This window comes from Gabonibacter chumensis, assembly GCF_024741215.1.
Classification (GTDB): Bacteria; Bacteroidota; Bacteroidia; order Bacteroidales; family Marinifilaceae; genus Gabonibacter; species Gabonibacter massiliensis.
The window spans coordinates 24586-46490 of the sequence record NZ_JANSKB010000006.1; the positions used below are offsets into that span (position 1 = coordinate 24586).

General features: G+C 42.4%; 20 protein-coding genes. 14 read left to right on the top strand and 6 right to left on the bottom strand.

Annotation, left to right across the window (positions count from 1 at the left end):
• Positions 1-7 precede the first annotated feature (7 nt).
• The gene (locus tag NVS78_RS12640; RefSeq protein WP_286359503.1) at positions 8-1684 is read left to right on the top strand and encodes a PKD-like family lipoprotein; all 1677 of its coding nucleotides are present in this window, start codon (positions 8-10) and stop codon (positions 1682-1684) included.
• 97 nt (positions 1685-1781) lie between these two features.
• Here NVS78_RS12640 and NVS78_RS12645 read toward each other — a convergent pair whose 3' ends face one another.
• The 6 genes from NVS78_RS12645 to NVS78_RS12670 all read right to left on the bottom strand — a co-directional run bounded on the left by NVS78_RS12645 (position 1782) and on the right by NVS78_RS12670 (position 5723).
• Positions 1782-2399 (bottom strand): outer membrane beta-barrel protein, encoded by a 618-nt coding sequence (locus NVS78_RS12645; protein ID WP_059025310.1) that lies wholly within the window; start codon positions 2397-2399, stop codon positions 1782-1784.
• A 38-nt stretch (positions 2400-2437) separates the two neighbouring features.
• Positions 2438-3100, bottom strand: a complete 663-nt coding sequence (locus tag NVS78_RS12650) for a DUF4136 domain-containing protein (protein ID WP_041501899.1) — start codon at positions 3098-3100, stop codon at positions 2438-2440.
• 158 nt (positions 3101-3258) lie between these two features.
• The gene (locus NVS78_RS12655; RefSeq protein ID WP_070807428.1) at positions 3259-3651 is read right to left on the bottom strand and encodes an ExbD/TolR family protein; all 393 of its coding nucleotides are present in this window, start codon (positions 3649-3651) and stop codon (positions 3259-3261) included.
• An 87-nt stretch (positions 3652-3738) separates the two neighbouring features.
• Positions 3739-4431: a MotA/TolQ/ExbB proton channel family protein gene (locus NVS78_RS12660; protein WP_059025311.1), complete on the bottom strand. Its 693-nt coding sequence runs from the start codon at positions 4429-4431 to the stop codon at positions 3739-3741.
• A gap of 115 nt (positions 4432-4546) precedes the next feature.
• Positions 4547-5440 carry a LysR substrate-binding domain-containing protein gene (locus tag NVS78_RS12665; RefSeq protein ID WP_286359504.1) on the bottom strand — a complete coding sequence of 298 codons (894 nt, stop codon included), beginning with the start codon at positions 5438-5440 and terminating at the stop codon, positions 4547-4549.
• 73 nt (positions 5441-5513) lie between these two features.
• Positions 5514-5723, bottom strand: coding sequence for a hypothetical protein (locus NVS78_RS12670; protein WP_286359505.1), 210 nt, complete (start codon positions 5721-5723; stop codon positions 5514-5516).
• Positions 5724-5942: 219 nt separating this feature from the next.
• On the opposite strand from NVS78_RS12670, the gene NVS78_RS12675 reads away from it, so the two are divergent.
• From NVS78_RS12675 to NVS78_RS12735, 13 genes are all read left to right on the top strand, one after another.
• Positions 5943-6551: an ATP synthase subunit E gene (locus NVS78_RS12675; RefSeq protein WP_041501903.1), complete on the top strand. Its 609-nt coding sequence runs from the start codon at positions 5943-5945 to the stop codon at positions 6549-6551.
• A gap of 110 nt (positions 6552-6661) precedes the next feature.
• Positions 6662-7489: a DUF2764 family protein gene (locus NVS78_RS12680; RefSeq protein WP_041501904.1), complete on the top strand. Its 828-nt coding sequence runs from the start codon at positions 6662-6664 to the stop codon at positions 7487-7489.
• 69 nt (positions 7490-7558) lie between these two features.
• The gene (locus NVS78_RS12685; protein ID WP_041501905.1) at positions 7559-9322 is read left to right on the top strand and encodes a V-type ATP synthase subunit A; all 1764 of its coding nucleotides are present in this window, start codon (positions 7559-7561) and stop codon (positions 9320-9322) included.
• Between the two features lie 75 nt (positions 9323-9397).
• The gene (locus NVS78_RS12690) at positions 9398-10723 is read left to right on the top strand and encodes a V-type ATP synthase subunit B (RefSeq protein WP_059025353.1); all 1326 of its coding nucleotides are present in this window, start codon (positions 9398-9400) and stop codon (positions 10721-10723) included.
• Between the two features lie 42 nt (positions 10724-10765).
• Positions 10766-11131: a four helix bundle protein gene (locus tag NVS78_RS12695; protein ID WP_286359506.1), complete on the top strand. Its 366-nt coding sequence runs from the start codon at positions 10766-10768 to the stop codon at positions 11129-11131.
• Between the two features lie 40 nt (positions 11132-11171).
• Entirely contained in the window at positions 11172-11771 is a 600-nt protein-coding gene (locus NVS78_RS12700; protein WP_041501907.1) for a V-type ATP synthase subunit D, read from the top strand.
• An 8-nt stretch (positions 11772-11779) separates the two neighbouring features.
• The gene (locus tag NVS78_RS12705; RefSeq protein ID WP_286359507.1) at positions 11780-13612 is read left to right on the top strand and encodes a V-type ATP synthase subunit I; all 1833 of its coding nucleotides are present in this window, start codon (positions 11780-11782) and stop codon (positions 13610-13612) included.
• Between the two features lie 47 nt (positions 13613-13659).
• The gene (locus NVS78_RS12710) at positions 13660-14112 is read left to right on the top strand and encodes an ATPase (RefSeq protein ID WP_041501909.1); all 453 of its coding nucleotides are present in this window, start codon (positions 13660-13662) and stop codon (positions 14110-14112) included.
• 160 nt (positions 14113-14272) lie between these two features.
• Positions 14273-14800: an RNA polymerase sigma factor gene (locus NVS78_RS12715; protein WP_286359508.1), complete on the top strand. Its 528-nt coding sequence runs from the start codon at positions 14273-14275 to the stop codon at positions 14798-14800.
• 294 nt (positions 14801-15094) lie between these two features.
• Positions 15095-16246 carry a FecR family protein gene (locus tag NVS78_RS12720; protein ID WP_286359509.1) on the top strand — a complete coding sequence of 384 codons (1152 nt, stop codon included), beginning with the start codon at positions 15095-15097 and terminating at the stop codon, positions 16244-16246.
• Between the two features lie 81 nt (positions 16247-16327).
• On the top strand, positions 16328-19738 hold the full coding sequence (locus NVS78_RS12725; protein ID WP_286359510.1) for a SusC/RagA family TonB-linked outer membrane protein: 3411 nt from the start codon (positions 16328-16330) through the stop codon (positions 19736-19738).
• 3 nt (positions 19739-19741) lie between these two features.
• Positions 19742-21196, top strand: coding sequence for a RagB/SusD family nutrient uptake outer membrane protein (locus NVS78_RS12730; RefSeq protein WP_286359511.1), 1455 nt, complete (start codon positions 19742-19744; stop codon positions 21194-21196).
• A gap of 11 nt (positions 21197-21207) precedes the next feature.
• Positions 21208-21894: a DUF4843 domain-containing protein gene (locus NVS78_RS12735; protein ID WP_286359512.1), complete on the top strand. Its 687-nt coding sequence runs from the start codon at positions 21208-21210 to the stop codon at positions 21892-21894.
• Positions 21895-21905 lie beyond the last annotated feature (11 nt).

Below are 21905 nucleotides of genomic sequence, written 5' to 3' on the forward strand. Positions count from 1 at the left end.
AGATGGTATGAATTATATAAAACTATGCGGTCTGTTGTTTTTTCTTGGCTTTTTGTCGGGATGTTTTAAGGACGAGGGCAATTATACCTATACGGAGTTGAACCCTCCTCAATGGATACAAGATTTTAATAAAACACCGGAGTATATATCCGGTTGGGCCGGTAAGGGAGAAACCATGGTGTTCCACGGGAGTCGTATGTTTACCTGGGGATCGGATTCCGCCGCTCGAGCGAAAGAGGTTCGTTACGAGTGGAAGATCGCCGGTGTCGTGATCGGCGATCAGTTGGATATGGAGCTTCCCACGGATTCGGTGTTTCAAAAGTTGGGTTTGGATGCTTATACCAATTCGAACGCTATCTGGGGAACTTTTACGGTGATCGAGAAAGAGACAGGCGTCTCCTTCCCGGCCCGCCTGTATGTATCGATTTATTCTGCTTTTGCCCCAAATGACTGGTTTATCTTGTCGGAAGACGGAAATAACACGAAGTTTTCGGCCATCTGCCGACGGATCGTGACGGAACAAGGCAAACAAAAAGTGGTGTATGTGTTAAAGGACAACGCTTACGAGGAGATGAATGGCGGAAAGCTCCCTGGTAAACCGGTTCAGTTGAGCATGGAGACCGCCCGGGATATCAGCCCGTCGGGAGCCTGCGTGGTGATTACGGACCAGGTGGCTTACGAGGTGAATATCCAGAACATGGAGAAGGTGGGAGAGATAAAGGATCAGTTTTTAGACGGTACACCCCCGAATTTCGTGGTTTCCGATTTACGGGAAAAAGCACCCCAAACTTCCGGACAGGAGAGTGCCTGTACCTTCGTGGCCACGGTAGACGGAAGGGTGTTTTACCGGGTAAAGTCTCCCAATTATTTGGGAGGACAATACCTGTCGGAACCTTACGTGATAGACGATAGAGGGTATAAAATCACCAAGTTCGGGCATTCTAAGTACGGGGGAGTTATACCCTGTTACGATGAAAAAAACCGGAGAGTGGTGATGGCGACGACCTGGCGGGACGGAGGGTCTTTCCAAGGCGACAATCCTCCCATTTGGCGGACGCGGATGGTTCCCGCGAAAACACATTATGGAGCCCCCGTGTCTGGATTCCCCGAAGGTACGGAGGTGTTGTATTTGACGGAAAAAAACCATATCAGTTGGGGATATGGCGGACCGAAACTGTTATTTACCGTTTATTATAACGACCCCACGATGGAGAATCGAACGTTGGTCGGAGATTTTTCTTTCAGCACGCAGTCTGAAACAATATTCCGTACGACCTTCGAGCGTTGGTTCTATCTTCCGGTAAGACTGGATGCCTCGTCGGTGTTTTTGGTAAGTGCCAATAACCGTCCTTCACTTAGCTATAATAAAAAGGCCATGTACCGCGATTTCTACACGGTAGGCGACAAACTCTATTACCTGCAACGTTCGACCTCCTATATCGAGAGTGCGAATCAAAGAAAATTTATGACCTTTAATGCCACCTTCCCTTCCAAGATTACGGCTTTGGCGTATGCTTTTTACCAAACGGATCAGATTTTCGTGGGGTGTGAGGACGGAAGTATCTATTGTTACGATATCAATAATATTGAAAACCCGAGACTGTTGTTCCAAAAGAAATTAAACGGGAAGATTTCCGTGGTAAAACAGATCGGTTGGCATACCAGTAATCACGATTGGTATTAAAAAATTCCGGTATGTTGCATTTGTAGATTATGAAAAGAGCTGCCGAAAACTCGGCAGCTCTTGATTGCTTAGTTGTTTTTGTATAGAGTTTTGCGTTTTAATTAACACCTTGCAGAACAATACCTACGCTGATGGCAAAACTTTGTGTCGCGGGAATTCTGCCGTTTCCGGCTTTGGTGCCGTAAGAATATCTGAATCCCAAGTTAAAGGCGAATTGATCGTTTAATTCTATCAAAGTTCCGATTTCCGGGGCAAAGGCGAATTGCCATCTGGACTCCGTCGAAGAGAACTGTCCCACGTCTAATTTCAATTCCGTCCAGCTCGTACCGATTCCTAAACCGAAATAGGGTCTGAAAAGGGTGTTGCTTTCCGTGAACCAATAGCGGCCGATTGCCATAATGGGTACCGTATTTACATAACGGTATTGATGACCGGTAATGGTGTGTATATCGCTATTTCCTTTAAAGTAGAAATCTGCTGTTTGTACACCTTTGTTTTTGTAAAACGTGTTCCAACCCACCATACCTCCGATAGAGAATTGTTCACTTAAGAAATAGTGGTATTCCAAATCAATACCTCTGAAGCTCATTTTACCCGTGAAGTCGTTGATTTTTCCGATTGGAACTGACATCTGGTAGTTTAAATTCAGCATCTGTCCTTTTACAAGGGGACTAAGACCGAATAATATCAATGATATAAATAATAGTTTTCTCATAATCTTTTGCTTTAAAAATTGACAATAAGGATGTTCTTTTACTGGGCGTTACCACTTTTCAGGTAAGGCGATTGAGTGAAGCATTGATTAATAGTGGAGGTCATCCGGTTCAGAATAGATTGCTCAGAACCTTGTAAAATTCCGTCGGCTACGCCGCTCCATAGAACGGGAACTTTTTTAGTACTGGTCGTCGTAGCATCGGTGGCGATCATATCAATCACGATAGATCCGCTTCTATAGGAATAGACAGCAACAGGATACCACGGGTAAGAAGGACCCCAACCCGGACCCCAACCTGAACCCCAAATCCAATTCCATCCTGGATACCATCCCCAGTAATCATACCAATAGTTGGCTCCGTAATAGTAATTTACATTTGAGAAGGCAGAAACCGTCACGATAAAGCTCGGTTGATTTATCTCGGTTTGCTCCATGTAGGTATATCCCTTATCTTCAAAATTTTTCTTTACCAAATCTAAAATTTGGGCATCGAACTTGTGATTGGGAGTTTCTCCCTTAGCCACGAAATAAACAATCGTATCCGGGAGTGAAAAGGTGGTGTACTTCGTAAAATCTGCACTCTTGTCATAATTCGTTATGGCAACATCCATCTCATCCACGTCATCCGCACCTCCCGGATAACATGAAATCATCAGCTGTGCAAACAATCCAATGAAAGATAATAATAATAAACGTTTCATACTTAGTTAGTTTTAGTTTAACAATTGTTGCTATTCTATAATTCCAATGTGTTATAACAAGTGTTACCATTAGCACTTGTTTGGTTGTATACGCTTGCCTTAACGATTGGTTTCAGAAAGCAGAATTTTTTTTTGAAATAGGATAGGAGCGATTTGCCTTATTCCGGGGTAGTTGCTATAATCAGGCGGTAGTTGTGATCTTTGGCGATATTCATTACTTTGACGATCTGTTCTAATGGAACCGACTTGTCCGCCTGCAAGGAAATACAGGGTTTGTCCTGATCTTTCAGCTCTTCGACCAACTTACTTTCAAGCTTGGAAAAAGGAATTACCTTTTCGTTTAGGTAGAAAGTATGGTTTTTATCGATAGAAACAACCGTAACCGGTTTTTCAGAAGTCTGATTTGTACTTTCGGGTAATTCCAGGCGTAAAGCATTGGGGTTAATCAGTGTCGAGGAGACCATAAAAAAGATCAATAGCAAAAACACGATGTCGGTCATGGACGACATGTTAAAGTTCGGATTTATTTTGCTACTGCGTTTGATGGACATAATTGATTTAGTGATTCTGAGATTTAGTGATTCTGAGATTTGGTGATTCTGTGATTTAGTGATTTAATGATTGTGTGATTAAAAGGTTTAGTGATGGGGTGATTCCTGTTTTTTTAACCGGATCAGCAGGTCGATGAGTTCGGAGTTATACCGTTCCATGTGCAGGACGATTTTATCAATCCGGGAAACTAAGTAGTTATAAGCCAGGTATCCGATGATCCCGACGATCAATCCGGCCACGGTCGTGATCATGGCCGTATATATACCCCTCGACAACAGACTGATGTCGATATTGTTGCCGGCCATAGCCATGTCGTAGAATGCCTGTACCATTCCGACGACTGTTCCCAAAAAACCGATCATGGGAGCTGTACCCGCGCAGGTCGCTAAGGTCGCTAAGCCTTTTTCCAAAGTTGCCACTTCGTAATTGGCCGTATTTTCCATGGACTCGCGAATCTCTCCCGGCGCCTCCTGTCTCAATAGAATACCTTTTCTTATGATTTTGGCCAAAGGGGTATTTTCCGTATCACAGTCGGTTAAAGCTCCTTCTATGTCTTTTTTTTGTATTTTTTCTTGAATCAGTTGCATGAATGCTTCATCTCCCGTTCCTGTTTTCCGAAGAATCCAAAATCTTTCGCAAGCGATGTAAATGGCGATAATCGATAGAATAAAGATAGGGATCATTAACCATCCCCCTTTGACAACCAACCCCCATAGGCTCATATCCATATCTGCCGCTTTTGCTGCCGGGGCCGCTATTTGTATTATCCAATTGTTCATGCACTTATTTTTTGATAATCTTTCTTAAAAGTGTTGCGAAGATAATGTGGTTTTTGCGAAAACACAAATTCCCTTATGGAATTGTACGCGCGGATTGGGAGGGACTATCAAAGTACTACCAACTCTTTTTCTTGTTTTTTACACAATATTGCAATAATTTATTGGCGTACGGATCTAAATAGCCCTGTTTATGAATCGCGTACAATTCCCGGGAGATTTCCAACTCTTGTATATCGATGATTTTTAGTTTTCCGGAAGCTAACTCTTCCCGGATGCTGAACACGGAAACGAGAGCATAGCAATCCGAATGTTTCAGGTATTGTTTGATTCCTTCGGTTGTTCCGATCGTAATCTGCTGGTTCATCTCTTCCATGCGGATATTTGATTTGGCTAACTGTTGCTGAATGATTTTATAAGTTCCGGAACCGTTTTCCCTGAACACGAATTTCAGTTGTTTTAGTTCTTCCAAAGTGATGACCTCTTTGCTCGGGTTCCGGGTTGAGGTAACCAATACGATCTCGTCCTGTAAAAAAGGTATGTAGTGAATATCCGGTTCGGAGGGAGATCCTTCGATAAAGGCTAACTGGATGTTGCGGTGTAGGATTTCCTGTTCGATCTGGTTGGTATTTCCGCTGATCAGGTTAATCCTGATATGCGGGAAACGCTCGCGAAACGGGGCTAACATTCCCGGTAAGATGTATTGTGACAGCGTCGTGCTGGCACCGATAGACAGAGTACCGGAAAATTCATGTTTCATTTGATGGATGCCGAATTCGATCTCCCGCTCTTTATCCAATAAATCTTCACTTTTTTCCAATAAATACTTTCCTGCCGGAGTCAACACGAAACGTCCTTTTTCCCGTTCGAAAAGAGTGACTTCCAATTCTTTTTCCAACTCTTTTATGCTTTTGGATATGGCCGGCTGGGAAAGATGCAGCTCTTCGGCAGCCTTTGTCGTGCTCAGGTATTTTGCCGTGTGATAGAATATCGTGAGTTTGTGATCTAACATAATGAGTCGAATTAAATTACGCGATGCGAGACTTTTTAACCGGTTTTGTTTAACAGAGTCCTTATTTCAGGTTTTATTTATTCGAAACAAATATACTATTTTCAAAATAACTGCTGATCTTATGATCGGTATTTCTCCATAAATTATTCATGTTAGCACTTTGGGACGGGGTTAAAGTGCTATCGAATCGACTTTTCTGCATGATCGACCACGAAAGCAATAGATGGAGAAATAGAAAGATTTCATAAACTTTATAAGCACCGCAAACGTTATCTATATTCATGTATTTTGATTTTTGGTATGATATTTGAAGATTAGGATTATCCGAATTATTAGATTCGATCTGCTTGGCGGTTAGAAGAAATCAGCGATTCGGCGTGTTAATTTTCATTTGCTTTTCCCGATAATTTTTAATACCTTGAGGCCGTTTTTTCAGAGAGTTAAGAGACAAAGAAAAGTTAAAAAATGGGGATGGAAAAATACTATTTCAATACACATATATATGGAGAATAAATTAGATGTTTTAACGAAGAAACTTTACGACGAGGGGGTGGATAAAGCACGTCAGGAGGCGGATGAGATCCTCGCGAAAGCAAGACAAGAGGCCGAGAAGATTATAGCCGAGGCCAAGGCTAAAGCAGACGAAATGCATGCTACAGCCAATACGGATATCAGTAATTTGAAGAAAAAGGCAGAATCCGAGATGAATTTAAGCGTGAGACAAGCGATTGCCGCGTTAAAATTGTCCGTTACGGAGCTGATTTCGGGGAAAGTTGCCGGAGAGATGGCAAAAGTCGGATTTGAGGAGAAGACATTTGTTCAGGAGTTGTTGATGACAATCGTAAAAAAATGGGATATCTCATCCGGGAATTTAAATTTGGAAGTGATCCTTTCGGATGATGAGAAAACTCAATTTGAATCTTTTGTCGCGACCAAATACAAAGAACTTCTGGATAAGGGCTTACGTGTAAAAGCCGGCAATGTGGAAGGTGAATTTGTTATTCAGCCGAAAGACGGAGGTTATCAGATTACTTTCTCGGAAGAACTGTTTGAGGCATTCTTCTCTCAATACATGAGGAGTTTCACGAAAGAACTTCTTTATAAAAATTAATGAATCATGAGATGGTGTGATTATGTGATTGAATGATTTGGAGATTATGCGTTTTAATCATGAAATCATAAAATGACAGAATCCAGAATCGTAAAATAAAACTGAGAGGGATGATATTAAAAAATGGTTACTACTGTTTGATTGCCGGTTTGCCGGAGATCGCTTGGGATGATCGGAAATTGGCAATATCTGTCAGTAATCTGCGGGAGTTGGCTCAAAACGATTTGAGTAAAAAAGATATGGAACTTTTGAATCTGTTCTTTCTTCCGGCAGATCATGTACAGATTCTTCGTCTGTTGACGAAGCAGGAGCCTGACCCTACTCTTTCGACGGTATATCCTTTAAAGCAACTCGAAGATGAGATTGCCGAACCTACCTCTTCTTTACTTCCTTATTTGAATCAATTTATAGCTGATTTTAAAGGAGAACATCTGAAATACGATGTAGCTCCTGAAAATGTGTTGAGTTGGATGTATTACGATTATTTATTGAAATCCGGAAACTCTTTTGTGAGACGATACGCGGAATTTTCAATGAATGTCAAGAATCTGATCACTGCGTTGAATTGTCGGAAATACGGAAAAGAGATAGAGAAAGAGGTGATCGGGAACAATGCTTTCGCGAAAGCGTTGCGTACGTCCAATTCGAAAGATTTTGGCTTGGCTATGGATTATCCTTACGTGGATAAGGTGATATCTTTAATGGCTAATCCTAATTTGGTGGAAAGGGAGCGGGGGTTGGATTTGTTGCATTGGGACTTTATAGAGGAAGCCGTTGTTTTCGAGTATTTTTCCGTGGAGAAGGTTTTGAGCTTTATGTTACAATTGATGATTATTGAAAGATGGAGCAAGATGAGTTCGGAGTCCGGACGTAAGGTATTCATGGAGATGGTCGAGAAGTTCAGGCATAGTTTTGAATTCACGGAGGAGTTCAAATGATTTTAAATTTTACAAGGGAAGAATTCCCGGAAATTTAAGATGGAGAGATTAAAAATTAAAAATTGAAAAATGGATAAAACACAAGGAAAAGTTCATAGTATTATATCCAACCTCGTGCTTGTGCGTACCGAAGGCCCGGTTTCCCAGAATGAGATTTGTTTCATTCTGATGGGTAACGAGAGGCTGATGGCGGAGGTCATCAAGGTCGTTGGAGATATTGCTTATGTGCAGGTATTTGAAAGTACGCGTGGTTTGAAACCCGGTACGTTGGTAGAATTTGAAAACCATATGTTGGAAGTCACCTTGGGACCGGGGTTGCTATCGAAGAATTTCGACGGTTTGCAAAATGACCTGGATAAGATGACCGGAGTTTTCTTAAAACGAGGAGAATACACGAATCCGTTGGAAGTCGATAAAAAATGGAGTTTTACTCCTTTGGCTAAACCGGGAGATAGGGTAAAAGCCGGAGACTGGTTAGGAAACGTGAAAGAGAATTGGTTGGACCATAAGATTATGGTTCCCTTTAAGATGCAAGGCGAATACACGGTAGTTTCCGTCGCGGATGCCGGAGAGTATACGATTGAAGATACGATTGCCATCGTAAAAGACGAAAACGGTAAAGAGTTTCCGTTGACGATGACACAGAAGTGGCCGGTGAAGGTCGCCGTAAGAAATTACGTGGATAAGCCGCGTCCTTTCCGTCAGATGGAAACGGGAGTACGGGTAATCGACACGATGAATCCGATTTTAGAGGGAGGTACCGGATTTATTCCCGGTCCGTTCGGAACGGGTAAAACGGTATTGCAACATGCTCTTTCCCGTTTTGCCGATGCGGATATTATCATCATGGCTGCTTGCGGTGAACGGGCTAATGAGGTTGTAGAAATTTTCACGGAGTTCCCCGAGTTGGAAGACCCTCGCTCGGGACGTAAATTATACGAGAGAACGACGATCATTGCCAATACCTCCAACATGCCCGTGGCTGCCCGTGAAGCCTCGGTTTACACGGCTATGACCATCGGTGAATATTATCGTTCTATGGGGATGAAAGTCCTTTTGCTGGCGGACTCTACCTCTCGTTGGGCTCAGGCTTTGCGTGAGATGTCCAACCGTATGGAGGAACTTCCGGGACAGGATGCTTTCCCTATGGACTTGTCTGCCATTATTTCAAATTTCTACGCTCGTGCCGGAATGGTCTACCTGAATAACGGGAAAACCGGTTCTGTCACTTTTATCGGTACGGTATCTCCCGCGGGAGGTAACTTGAAAGAGCCGGTTACGGAATCTACGAAGAAGGTAGCCCGTTGTTTTTACGCTCTTTCGCAGGCTCGTGCGGATGCCAAGCGTTATCCGGCCATCGATACGTTGGAGTCTTATTCCAAATACTTAGAGTATCCGGAGTTCATGGAGTTTGCAAAGAAGAATATCTCGGATCATTGGATCGCCGATGTAAACGAAGCGCGGAATATGTTGGTTCGTGGACGGGAAACTGCCGAACAGATCGATATCCTGGGGGATGACGGTGTACCTTTGGAGTATCATTTGATTTACTGGAAATCGGAACTGATAGACTTTGTTATTTTGCAACAAGATGCATTTGATAATATCGACGGTTCGACCTCTATGGAGCGTCAGAAGTATATGTTGAATGCCGTGTTGGATGTTGTGCGTTCCGATTTTGATTTTGACTCCTTTGAAGAGGTAAATCCCTATTTCAAACGTATCATTAACGGGTTTAAACAGATGAACTATTCCGAGTTCCAGTCTGAACACTTTAAGAAATACGAGGCAGAAGTGAAGGAAATTATTAACGAGAGAAAAAAAAATGATTAAAGGATTTTGTGATTGAATTACTGAATCGCAGAATCTGCAATCACCGAATCGTTAGGTTATAAAAATTAAAATTTGATTATGTCAGTTGCTTTTCAAAAAGTTTACACGAAGATCACCCAGATCACGAAAGCCACGTGTTCACTGAAAGCTCAGGGCGTCGGAAATGACGAGTTAGCTATCGTGAACGGCCGTTTGGCTCAGGTCGTGAAAATCTGGGGAGATGATATAACCCTTCAGGTGTTCTCCGGAACGGAAGGGATTCCGACAAATGCAGAAGTGACATTTCTCGGAAAGGCACCTACTTTAAAAGTCGGAGAAGATTTATGCGGTCGTTTTTTCAATGCGTTTGGAGATCCGATCGACGGGGGTCCGGCTATCGACGGCGATGAACGTGAAATCGGCGGTCCTTCCGTGAATCCGGTACGCCGAAAACAACCTTCCGAATTGATAGCCACGGGTATAGCGGGTATCGACTTAAATAATACTTTGGTATCGGGACAGAAGATTCCGTTTTTTGCGGACCCGGATCAGCCCTATAATCAAGTAATGGCCAACGTGGCTTTGCGTGCGCAGGCCGACCGGATTATTTTGGGGGGAATGGGATTGACGAATGATGACTACTTGTATTTTAAGAATTTGTTCGACAACGCCGGGGTTTTGGATCGTATCGTCAGCTTCGTGAATACGACGGAGGCTCCTCCCGTGGAGCGTTTGTTGGTTCCGGATATGGCGTTGACTGCTGCCGAGTATTTTGCCGTGGATAAAAACGAGAAGGTATTGGTATTGTTGACGGATATGACTCTGTACGCGGATGCCTTGAGTATCGTGTCCAACCGTATGGATCAGATCCCTTCTAAAGACTCTATGCCCGGTTCGCTTTATTCCGATTTGGCGAAAATTTACGAGAAAGCCGTACAATTCCCGGCAGGTGGTTCTATTACGATTATCGCGGTAACCACTCTTTCCGGGGGAGATATTACACATGCTATCCCTGACAATACCGGATACATTACGGAGGGACAATTGTTCTTGCGTAAAGATACGGAAATCGGTAAGGTTATCGTCGATCCTTTCCGAAGCTTGTCCCGCTTGAAACAATTGGTGATCGGTAAGAAAACCCGTAAGGACCATCCGCAGGTTATGAATGCCGCTATTCGTCTGTATGCCGATGCTGCCAATGCCCGGACCAAAATGGAGAACGGATTCGATTTGACGGATTATGACCGCCGGACTCTCGATTTTGCGAAAGAGTATTCGAACGATTTGTTGGCCATCGACGTCAACATCTCCACCGACCAGATGTTGGATACGGCCTGGACGTTGTTCCGTAAGTATTTCAACCGCTCGGAATTGGGAATCAAGGCGGAAATAGTAGAAGAATTTGGAAATTTTCCTGAATGAAAATTTCCGATTGTAGGTTGTAAATTGACAATTGTAAATTAAATGGATAGTACCGATTTTCAAAATAGGACGAAAGCATTAGGATTACAAATTATTCGATTGGTTGAGTTTTTTCCTCAAACTCATGTTTCTCGTGTTATTGCGAACCAATTGCTTCGTTGCGGTTTGTCTGTCGGGGCTAACTATAGAGCAGTCTGTCGTGCAAAGTCGGCTAAAGATTTTATCCATAAAATGAAAATAGTGGAGGAAGAGTGTGACGAGACTATTTATTGGTTAGAAATTATAATGGAAGCTAATGTGATGAAACGTGATGTTGTGATCCCTTTAATTGCAGAAGCTAAGGAGATTCTTGCGATGGTGGTAGCTTCGATAAATACTAAAAATAAGAATATACAGTCGTCAATCTAAAATCTACAATCTACAATTTACAATTATAAATAAGTAAGGTATGGCAATAAAATTTCAATACAATAAAACTTCGCTTCAGGGGTTGGATAAGCAACTGAAGATGCGGGTGCGGGCGTTGCCTACCATCAAAAATAAGGAGTCCGCGTTACGGTCGGAAGTGAAAAAGGCAAAGCAAGTTGCCGACGAGTTTGACGAGAAGTTGGAAGAGACTTTGAATCAATTACATGATATGTTGCAACTTTACGACGAGTATTCGAAAGATATTCTCGTGGTGAAGGAGGTAAATATGTCTGTAAAGAAAATTGCCGGAGTGAAAACCCCTGTCTTGGACGGGGTGGAATACGAGGTAAAGGATTTCAGCTTGTTTAACCGGCCGGGGTGGTTCCTTGACGGGGTACAATACATCAAAGAGGTGGTTGATATCGCTTTGGAAAGGGAGTTTTACATGCGTAAAATGGAGTTATTGGATAAGGCGAGGAAGAAGACCACTCAGAAGGTGAATTTGTACGAGAAAGTACAGATCCCCGGATTCCAGGAGGCAATCCGGAAGATTAAGCGCTTCTTGGAGGATGAGGAGAATCTTTCCAAGTCTTCGCAAAAGATCGTGAAAAACCGTAAAATGATGGAGGCAGAGTCATGATAGTACCTATGAAAAAAATATCCCTGTTGATTTTTTATAAAGAATATCAGCAATTTCTCGAGGAACTTCGGGAAAAGGGAGTGGTTCATATCCATGAAAATGTAGAGCGTTCTGCCGAGGATAAAGCCTTGCAGAACAAGTTGATGCTGATCAAACAGGCTGGCGAGATGATTATGCGATTGGAAAATCGGAACGCTACCGATCAGAAGGAAAAAGTCGAGGTTGCCGACGATCAGTTGTTGGAGTATCTGGATAACAGCTATCGTCGTTTAGAGCAAATCGATCAGGAATTGGCCTATGTCCAGAAAGAATACGCGCAATATCGTCCCTGGGGAGATTTTTCCAGAAATCGGGTTGAGGGGTTGAAAAAGGCAGGCTGGGAACTTCGTTTCTTTACGGTACAGGACCAGAAATTCGATACCGCATGGGAAGAGCTTTACAATGCCGTTGTGGTAAACGAGATGATGGGACAGAAATATTTCGTGACGGTGACACCTGTTGGAACGAAAGTGGATTTGGAGGCAGATCCCTTCGTGTTTCCGACGGAATCGGCGGAAAAATTGGCTGGAGAGACGGAGCGTTTACGAAAAGAGGCTTTTACGTTGAATCAGAAATTAGATCGGGAAGCGGGGGATGCGATCCATCGTTTAAAGGATTATCGGTTGCATGTCGGTGAGAGCGTGGACGAATTGAAGGTTGAAGATGCGGCAAGGGCTTTGGTTGAAGAGAAAGTCATCGCTTTGGAAGGGTGGATTCCGGCGGAGAAGGAAGAGGAGATGAAAAAATTCTTAGAGACCAAGGATACTTATTTCGAATTTAGTCGGCCGACTCCAGAGGATGATGTGCCTGTTCTATTGCGTAATAATGCTTATACCCGTTTATTCGAGCCGATCACCCGTATGTTTGCTTTACCGAACTATAACGAATTGGATCCTACCCCGTTTTTAGCTCCTTTCTTCATGCTGTTTTTCGGCTTGTGTATGGGAGACGGAGGATATGGTTTGTTGATTTGGGCCGTATGTTTCTGGTTGGGGCGGAAAGCGAAACCGGAGCTGAAAGGGTATCTCGTGTTAGGACAAATTTTGGGTATTACCACCATTGTAGTGGGTATTCTTACCGGATCGTTTTTCGGTATCGCCCTTGATTCCGTTGAATGGCCTTGGCTGAAAGGCGTGAAAGAGTACTTTTTGACGGAAGCGAATTATGGAAAATACCTCGGGGGCTATAATCCGATGATGGTACTTGCGGTTGTAGTCGGGATTGTACAGATCCTTTTCGGAATGTGCATCAGTGCGGCTAAATTGACGAAGCAGTACGGCTTTAAATACGCTATGTCGACAATTGCCTGGGTCGTGGTGATCCTTATGGGGATCGTTTTGCTCGGTCTTCCGGCATTGGGAATGACATTACCTCTCGTGTTGACCTATGTTTTATACGGTATCGTCGGTATATGTGCTATCGTTATTCTCTTTATGAATTCTCCGGGCAAAGGAGTGTTCACGAATCTCGGTTCGGCTTTATGGGGAACCTACAATATGGCAACCGGCTTGTTGGGAGATACCTTGTCTTATATCCGTCTTTTTGCTTTGGGTTTGACAGGTAGTATATTAGGTGGTGTATTTAATACGCTTGCTTTCGAATTGACCTCGTCATTACCTTTTGTCGTTCAATTTATAGCCGCCTTTTTGATCCTGCTGATCGGGCACTCGATAAATTTCGGTTTGTGTATGATCGGGGCTTTCGTGCATCCGATGCGACTCACTTTCGTGGAGTTTTACAAGAATGCCAGTTTTGAAGGAGGGGGTAAACAATATGAACCTTTTAGGAAAAAAGTAGCTTAATTAGAAAATAGAAATTATTAGAAATAACAAATTAATCGTTTTAAATTATGGAACCAATTTTATTAGCTTATTTAGGAATTGCATTGATGGTAGCATTGTCAGGTGTTGGTAGTGCTTATGGTGTTACAATTTGCGGTAATGCTGCCGTGGGAGCTTTAAAGAAAAACCCGACGGCTTCCGGTCAATATATCGGTCTGTCCGCTTTACCTTCTTCTCAGGGATTGTACGGATTCGTGGGATACTTCCTGTTGAGTAGCCACTTGAATCCTGCTATGGATTGGGGCGTTGCTTCCGCTATTTTCGGTGCGGGTATCGGTCTTGGGTTGGTAGCCTTCTTTTCGGCTATTCGTCAGGCACAGGTTTGTGCGAACGGTATTATCGCTATCGGTAGCGGATACAATGTATTCGGAACTACGATGGTATTGGCCGTGTTCCCCGAGTTGTACGCGATCTTGGGATTGTTGGTATTGATTCTGATTTCCGGTTTGATTCCCGCCTAATCACGGTATAATATAGATGGACGAGGCCGTTTGAAAAACTCAAACGGCCTCGTTGTTTTATAACAGGACTCTGTTCCTTGTGTTAATATTGTTGTAATACTCGGTAAAAAGCTTACATTTGCATGTATATAATATAATAATTTATTATAAACATGGCATAATGGAAGAACTTTTTGATAGTCAAACTTTCGAAAAGCTATTTAGCAAGCATTTTTCCAACCTTACAGGTTTTGTGTATAATTATGTAAGGGATGAGGAGATTGCGAAAGATATCGTACACGATGCTTTTTTATTGCTATGGAATAAACGGAAATGTTTGAATCCGGTATATCCTGTAAAATCTTACCTGTTTGCTTTGGCCCAGCATAAGGCATTGAATTATTTAAGGCATTTAAGCGTGGTGAAAACAAGCGAATACGAATTGGAGACGTTATTTGATTCGGCTGCCGGAGAATTGGATGAATACGAGAAACGTCTTGTTCGCTTGGAAGAGCAATTGTGTCTGTTATCCGAGATGCAACATGATGTATTGATCAAATGTGTGGTGGAAGGGAAGAAATACAAAGATGTCGCGGAAGAACTCGGAATCAGTTTAAATACCGTTAAAACACATCTTGCCCGAGCGTTAAGGTTTTTGCGCAATGAATTGGAAGACCGTGTGATTATGTTTTTCATCCGGTATAAATAATCCGGTTTATGTTTCGCATTCTGTTCTATTTAATGTAGAATTTTAGTTGTTTTGTATAATTGTTGGGTTTAAATTCTTTCCTGTTAATAAGAGAGTAAGTGTGTGTTGTCAATGCTTTTGATTACAGGTAATGCATTTTGTTCTGAATAAAACTCTTGTTTTCATTGTGTTATATCTTTTTTGATTGATGCTTGCTTATTATTTGTCGGATGGTTTAATTTTTTTGAAAAAAGTAGGTTTTGCGTGTCACCCGTTTTTGGGGGGTAAGGGTATTAGATGTAAAAATAAGAGAAGATGAGGTATCACGAGGAAGATATAAGATTTGCTATTAAGATTCTTTCCTGCAGGAAAGAGTTAGAAAACGGGGAGGTCGAGCGGTGGATGAGTCTCCCCGAACATGTAGAGTTATTGAAAGAGCTGGTTGCTATCCGGCAAAAGAGTTCGACTGTCGATTTCGAGCAGGATAAGTCGGCTGTTTATTTTCACTTGCGGCAAACCATTGGCCGACGAAAGAGGCGTCGGTTGATTTGGTATCGTTCCATAGCGGCTTCTATCGTGCTATTGGGATTTTCCGCGATATGGGCTGTAAAGGAGTTGCAAATAACGGATGGGGAAAAATCGACGATACGAACCGAAGCATTTCGCCCGGAAAGTGCGGCGATAGAGTTGATATTAGCGGATGGTCAAACGATTCAATTGAGTAGAACAGAGAGTGGATGTAAAGATTTGTCGGCAACGGGAATTCGTAATGACTCCTTGCACGGTTTGAGTTACGCGGAGGTGAAGGTTGACTCGGGCGGTGAGGAGATTTACAATACGCTGCATGTTCCGAAAGGAGGTTTTTACCCGATAGAATTATCGGATGGAACGAAAGTCTGGCTGAATTCGGAAACGAGTCTCCGTTACCCTGTGAGATTCACGGAAAGGGAGAGAAGGGTATATTTGAGGGGAGAGGCTTATTTTGAAGTGGCGTATGATAATCGGTATCCTTTTGTTGTAAATGTCGGAGGGATGGAAGTGAAGGTGTTGGGGACGAGATTTAACGTGAATAGTTATGATCGTGATACCATACGGACGACGCTGGTAGATGGAAGTGTTTGCATAAAGGATGTTTTTTCGGATAGAGAGACCCTACTTTGTCCGGATGAGATGGCAACGTATTGTAGAAGTACGCGGTTAGTCACCAAAGAAAAGGTCGATCCGTTTGTTTATACTGCCTGGAAAGAGGGTAAGTTCGTGTTTGAGAATGAAACTATCGAGGAGATCATGAAACGTTTAAGTCGTTGGTATGACATTGAGGTCGTCTATGAGAATCAGGAGATAAGGCATCAGACTTTTACGGGTATTGTGGAACGTTTTTCGGATGTCCGGGATATCCTTCATTTGATCGAAGAGACGGCTACGGTAAAATTTGATATTGAAAATCACGTAATTGTAGTAAAATAAAAAACCGAAAGTTGTTCCAGCAACTTTCGGTAGAAGATGGATGTTTACACATCCGAGTGTTAAATAGTAATATACAAATTTATGGAAAAAAATCGAAGATGGTTTTGTCTTGGGCGGCTTTTATGCCTAAAAAATGGAAAAACCAGGGTTTTTAAAGTGATTTTGTTGTTGTCCGTGATCTTAACTCCGGGAGTGGTAGCGGCTCAACAGCAAAAAGTAACGATCCACCTGACAAAGGTAGATGTACAGGATGTATTTAAAGAGATCAACAAACAGACCCGGTTGAATTTCGTGTATAACGCGGAACAATTGAAAGAGATCGGATTGGTGACCTTAAACTTGAAAAACGTGACGGTGGATTCGGTTCTGACCAGATTGTTTGAAAAAACTTCTTTTACCTACAAATTTGAAATGCAGTCGATTATTATTAAAAAGAAAACGGGTTCGCCTGCTGTTGAGAAAATGATTTTGACGGGAGAAGTGACCGATTCCGAGGGGGTTCCGCTTCCGGGAGTCACCATCGTGCTGAAAGGGACGACTTTGGGAATTACAACCGATGCTAAGGGTAAGTTTACGTTTGCACTAAAAAAATCGAAAAATCCGGTATTGGTATTTTCGTTTATCGGAATGAGAAAGGTAGAACATGCGGTTGTGCCCGGAGAGCCTATTCTTGTAAAAATGGAGGATGATGTTGAGGAGATGGAGGAGGTCGTGGTTACGGGTTACGGAAATATCAATACCAAAAGTTTTACCGGAAACGCGAGAACGATACGGGGAGACGATTTGTTAAAGGTATCGAGAACGAATATTATAAAAGCCTTACAGATATTCGACCCGTCGTTTAAGATTACGGAGAATAATTTAGCCGGTTCGGATCCGAATAAATTGCCTGAAGTAACGATCCGAGGGCGTTCGAGCTTGGGTAAAATGGAGTTGGACGAGTTGGGAGCGAATCCGTTTGCGAAATCTTCATTGGAGGCGAACCCGAATACTCCCACGTTCGTGATAGATGGGTTTGAGGTGGATATACGTAAGATTTACGATTTGGACCCGAACCGGATAGAGTCGGTGACTCTCCTGAAAGATGCCGCGGCAACGGCCATGTACGGTTCGCGGGCTGCAAACGGGGTAGTCGTTATCACGACCCGTACCCCTAAAGAAGGTGGGTTACAGGTCGGCTATAACGTGACGGGATCCGTGGAATTTCCTGATTTGTCCGGATATAATCTGATGAACGCGAGGGAAAAGTTGGAGGCTGAGGAACGTTCCGGTGTCTTTGATTATGATCCGAATTCAAATTCAAATTCTCCCATGTATGACGGGCAGGAGTTGTATATGAAAAGGTGGAATGCCGTCTATGTGGAGGGTGTAGATACGGATTGGATGGCTTTGCCTTTGCGTACGGCTTTTCGACACGATCATAGTTTGCAGATTGAAAGTGGTTCGAAGGCTATTCGTTATAGTCTTATCGTGGATTATTCGCAAAACGATGGCGTAATGAAAGGTTCCGAGCGAAATACTTGGGGAGGCGAGTTTAATATTCATTTGAAATACGGAAAATTATTCTTACGTAATTCTGTTTCTTATCATTATACTTCTACGGCCGATTCTCCTTATGGAGCATTTCGGGATTATTCCCATCAATTGCCTTATGTAAAGTATAAAGATGCAAACGGGAACTTGTTGAAAGAGCTTACGACATTCGCATCGGGGGGAGATTCTCCTAACCCTATGTATGAAGCTCGCTTGGAGAGTTTTGCGAAAACGACTCAACATGAACTGATGGATAATTTGCAGTTGCGTTGTAACGTGACGAATTATTTGATGATTCAGGGCTCGTTGGGAGTGACTCAAAGATGGAATGATGACAGTCGTTTTATAGATCCGCTTTCGAAGTACAGCTCCCGGAAGATTTCGGTAGATAATTTGGTTGCCGGTGATTTGTATACCGATGTCGGAGGTTCCAGTAGAGTCAATGTTCGTTTGGGGGTAAGTTTAAACAAAACGATAGAGAAACACGATATTAATATTGCCATTAACGGAGAGTTGACAGAGAATAAAAGTCATTCGGTATCTACACACTATGTCGGTTTTCCTTCGGGGCATTTGTCTTCCGTGAATTATGCGTCGGAGGTTAACGGGAAGCCCAGTAAGAGAGAAACGACCTCCCGTTCTGCCGGAATAAACGGTATTTTGAATTATAGTTGGAACGATATTTACCTGATGGATTTTTCTTTTCGTTACGAGGGTTCTTCGGTTTTCGGAACGGAGAAAAAAGGTTCTCCTTATTGGGCTTGTGGCCTTGGAATTAATATTCATAAATACAGTTTTTGGGAAAACACGGAATGGTTGGATCGATTGAGGTTGAGAGGTTCTTACGGGATGATCGGAAATATTAATTTTCCGGCTTATGCTGCCCGGAACTATTTTGTAAATATGTTCGATGATTGGTATGTGACGGGTTTCGGGACTAAAATCACCTATTTGGGGAATCACTCTTTAAAGCCGGAAAAAACGAGTACGGTAGATGTGGGGGTAGATGCCTCTTTTTTGAGGGGTAAGATCAATCTGAAGTTATCTTATTATAATAAAACAACCGTCGATATGGTAAATGATGTCACTATTCCTTCCACTTCCGGTTTTAGCGTGTATAAAGATAATTTGGGCAAGGTGCGGAACGAAGGAGTGGAGTTCGATATCTACGCGAATGTGTATCAGGGACGGGACTTCTCATTAGCTCTGAACGGTAACATCGCCCGGAATAAGAACCGGATGCTTGAAATCGGTAAGTCGTTGGAAGATTATAATCGGAAAGTAGAAGCGTATTATGACAACTCGGATAAAGCTTTGGGGGAGCAATCGGATGAACGGAAAATCTGGACGAAATTTTACGAGGGAGGTTCTTTAACGGCTAAATACGGGATGCGTTCTTTGGGAATAGATCCGGCTACCGGACAAGAGGTGTTTTTAGATAAAAAAGGGGCCGTGGTTTTTGAAAATGATCCGAAGGAGTATGTCGTTATCGGAGATACGGAGCCTTTGGGATCGGGGTCTTTAGGATTACATGCAACCTATCGGAATTTTACCTTGACGGCCAATTTTTCATACGAGTTCGGTAGCGAGCGGTACAATGAAACGTTGGTATATTATGTCGAGAACGCAAATATAGAAACTGAAAATGTGGATAAGCGGGTGTTGAGCCAACGGTGGCAGAATCCCGGCGATAAAGCTCCATTAAAAGATATTAAGGAGAGATATAAACAGACACGACCGACGTCCCGTTTTATGCAGGATTATAATATGTTTTCATTAAGCTCGATGTCCTTGCAATACGAATTGGGTAAATCTTCCTCGGAAAAACTGGGACTCGAAAGAGTGCGTTTGGAAATCGGATGCGGAGAATTGTTTCAACTGTGTAGCGTGAAACGGGAGAGAGGATTGGATTACCCTTTTGCCCGGAGTTTTAATTTCAACCTAATGATTAATTTTTAGATTATGCTAAATAGATGGTGTGTTTTAGGAATATGCTTGGCATTTATGTCTTGTAATTCATGGTTAACCATAGAGCCTAAAGAACAGATTTCCGAAGAAGATCTATTCTCCCGGGTAGAAGGATTTTATACTCAATTGGATGGGCTTTACAAGTCGATGGCTGAACAAGGTATGTACGGGCAGGAATTATCTTGGGGATTCTTGGATATCTTGGCGCAATATTATGATACGGAGAACACGAAGAATCATGCTTATGAAGAGGCGTCCAAATATAATTACGAATATACCCGGGTGAAAACGATAATCAAGACTTTTTGGACGGAAGGATATAATATTATTGCCAATTGTAACGTGTTAATAAAGAATATTCTAATCGCCGATCCTAATCTATTCTCGTTGCAAGAGAGAGAACGGGATCTTATTTTAGGAGAAGCTTATGCGGTCAGGGCTCTCGTGCATTTCGATTTATTACGTTTGTTTGCTCCCAGTATAAAAGTAGATGGTGAAATTAAGGCTTTACCTTATGTAACCGAGTTCCCTGTTTATTTTCCGGATAAGGTAAAAAGTTCCGTCTTTTTGGATTCTGTTGTTAGTGATTTGAAAAAAGCGCATGAATTGGTACAAGAGTACGATCGGAGTAAATTGGAAAGGGTAAAGGAACTTAAAGCGAGATTGGAATTAACGAGTTTTGAAAGCAATCGTTTTTTAGAATTCCGGGGATACCGGTTAAATTATTGGGCTGTTAAATGTTTATTGGCCCGTGTCTATATGTACAAGGGAGATGAAAAGAGTGCATTAGCTTATGCTAAAGAGTTGATCGATCTGCATGAACAAGAGGATTGGGTCGAATTTACAACGAGAGACGATGTGGAATCTCAAAGTAATCTCAAATATTATGACGATGTGTTTTTTGCTTTATACAATAATAATCTGACGGATTATTCGACCGGATACTTCGAGGAGAACAATTATATATGTATGCAAGATGTAGACGGCTTGTTTTCTTATAGTGATAAAAAATACGATTACCGCTATGAAGCGTGGGAAGACCACCCGCTATACGGATCAGATCAACCGCTTCCCAAAAGATTAAAAGAACTGACACAAGGTAAAGGGAAGTATTGCAGTAAAATGATACCGATGATTCGTTTAAGCGAGATGTACTATATTGCTGCAGAGGCCGTTTTTGATGAAGATCCGGAATTAGCTGAAGATTACGTGTATTATGTTGTTCGTAAAAGAGGTTCCCGTGCAGGTGTGGCAGGGTATAACACGAAAGAGGAATTTATAAAGAATATTATATTGAAAGATTTGCGTCGGGAAGTGTACGGGGAAGGTCAGTTGTTCTTTTTTTATAAACGTCATCATATGCCTGTCGTTATAGATGCTTGGACCGAGAAGACGTTGGAAAAAGAGTTTGTATTACCCTCGCCGGAAATAGACGAAATGAATAATTAAAAATTTGGATGATGAAAACGAAATATAAATTAATGGGAATGTTGATTTTTCCCCTTATGCTTTGGGCTTGCGAACAGCGGAAAATAGAGCTTTATAATTCTCCCCGGTATCTTTCTTTCGAGACGAATGAAAAGGATACGCTCTATTTTTCCTTTTTCTTTACCTTAGACGAAGAGTATGAATATCCTGTTGTTGTTAATTTAACCGGTGACCTTCTTGAGGAAGATAGAGAATTTATCGTGAAGGTGGATACAGCATCGACGCTCGCGAGTGATATGTTTGTGCTACCGGAGCGATTTGTTTTCAGGCGAGGAGTTGTATCGGATACGTTCAGTATAAAATTAAAAAATCATCCGCTATTGCGAACGGAAAAATTATTTTTAAAGTTGAGGTTGGAGGAATCAGAGATCTTTTTATCTACAGGAGGCGTTTGGAGTCATTCGATTCTCTCTGTAACGGATATTGCTATAAGACCTTCCTGGTGGGATGAAAGGGTCGTCGAACGGTTTTACTTGGGAACCTATTCCAAAAGAAAATTTGAGCTTTTCATGGAAGCGACTGGAATAACGGATATGAGTGAAATGAGCGACGGCGAGAGACGTATCGCCGCCTTGAGATTTAAGCATTGGTTAGCTGATCGGGAGCCTATCCCGGATGAAGAGAACGGTGGATTCATATCAGTACCGGTTATAGGTTAGTCATTTAAAAC

What these genes read in the sequence shown, in the direction of transcription:
- NVS78_RS12640 (WP_286359503.1), top strand. Translation starts at nt 8, where the DNA reads ATGAATTATATAAAACTATGCGGTCTGTTGTTTTTTCTTGGCTTTTTG.
- NVS78_RS12645 (WP_059025310.1), bottom strand. Translation starts at nt 2,399, where the DNA reads ATGAGAAAACTATTATTTATATCATTGATATTATTCGGTCTTAGTCCC.
- NVS78_RS12650 (WP_041501899.1), bottom strand. Translation starts at nt 3,100, where the DNA reads ATGAAACGTTTATTATTATTATCTTTCATTGGATTGTTTGCACAGCTG.
- NVS78_RS12655 (WP_070807428.1), bottom strand. Translation starts at nt 3,651, where the DNA reads ATGTCCATCAAACGCAGTAGCAAAATAAATCCGAACTTTAACATGTCG.
- NVS78_RS12660 (WP_059025311.1), bottom strand. Translation starts at nt 4,431, where the DNA reads ATGAACAATTGGATAATACAAATAGCGGCCCCGGCAGCAAAAGCGGCA.
- NVS78_RS12665 (WP_286359504.1), bottom strand. Translation starts at nt 5,440, where the DNA reads ATGTTAGATCACAAACTCACGATATTCTATCACACGGCAAAATACCTG.
- NVS78_RS12670 (WP_286359505.1), bottom strand. Translation starts at nt 5,723, where the DNA reads ATGAATATAGATAACGTTTGCGGTGCTTATAAAGTTTATGAAATCTTT.
- NVS78_RS12675 (WP_041501903.1), top strand. Translation starts at nt 5,943, where the DNA reads ATGGAGAATAAATTAGATGTTTTAACGAAGAAACTTTACGACGAGGGG.
- NVS78_RS12680 (WP_041501904.1), top strand. Translation starts at nt 6,662, where the DNA reads ATGATATTAAAAAATGGTTACTACTGTTTGATTGCCGGTTTGCCGGAG.
- NVS78_RS12685 (WP_041501905.1), top strand. Translation starts at nt 7,559, where the DNA reads ATGGATAAAACACAAGGAAAAGTTCATAGTATTATATCCAACCTCGTG.
- NVS78_RS12695 (WP_286359506.1), top strand. Translation starts at nt 10,766, where the DNA reads ATGGATAGTACCGATTTTCAAAATAGGACGAAAGCATTAGGATTACAA.
- NVS78_RS12700 (WP_041501907.1), top strand. Translation starts at nt 11,172, where the DNA reads ATGGCAATAAAATTTCAATACAATAAAACTTCGCTTCAGGGGTTGGAT.
- NVS78_RS12705 (WP_286359507.1), top strand. Translation starts at nt 11,780, where the DNA reads ATGAAAAAAATATCCCTGTTGATTTTTTATAAAGAATATCAGCAATTT.
- NVS78_RS12710 (WP_041501909.1), top strand. Translation starts at nt 13,660, where the DNA reads ATGGAACCAATTTTATTAGCTTATTTAGGAATTGCATTGATGGTAGCA.
- NVS78_RS12715 (WP_286359508.1), top strand. Translation starts at nt 14,273, where the DNA reads ATGGAAGAACTTTTTGATAGTCAAACTTTCGAAAAGCTATTTAGCAAG.
- NVS78_RS12720 (WP_286359509.1), top strand. Translation starts at nt 15,095, where the DNA reads ATGAGGTATCACGAGGAAGATATAAGATTTGCTATTAAGATTCTTTCC.
- NVS78_RS12725 (WP_286359510.1), top strand. Translation starts at nt 16,328, where the DNA reads ATGGAAAAAAATCGAAGATGGTTTTGTCTTGGGCGGCTTTTATGCCTA.
- NVS78_RS12730 (WP_286359511.1), top strand. Translation starts at nt 19,742, where the DNA reads ATGCTAAATAGATGGTGTGTTTTAGGAATATGCTTGGCATTTATGTCT.
- NVS78_RS12735 (WP_286359512.1), top strand. Translation starts at nt 21,208, where the DNA reads ATGAAAACGAAATATAAATTAATGGGAATGTTGATTTTTCCCCTTATG.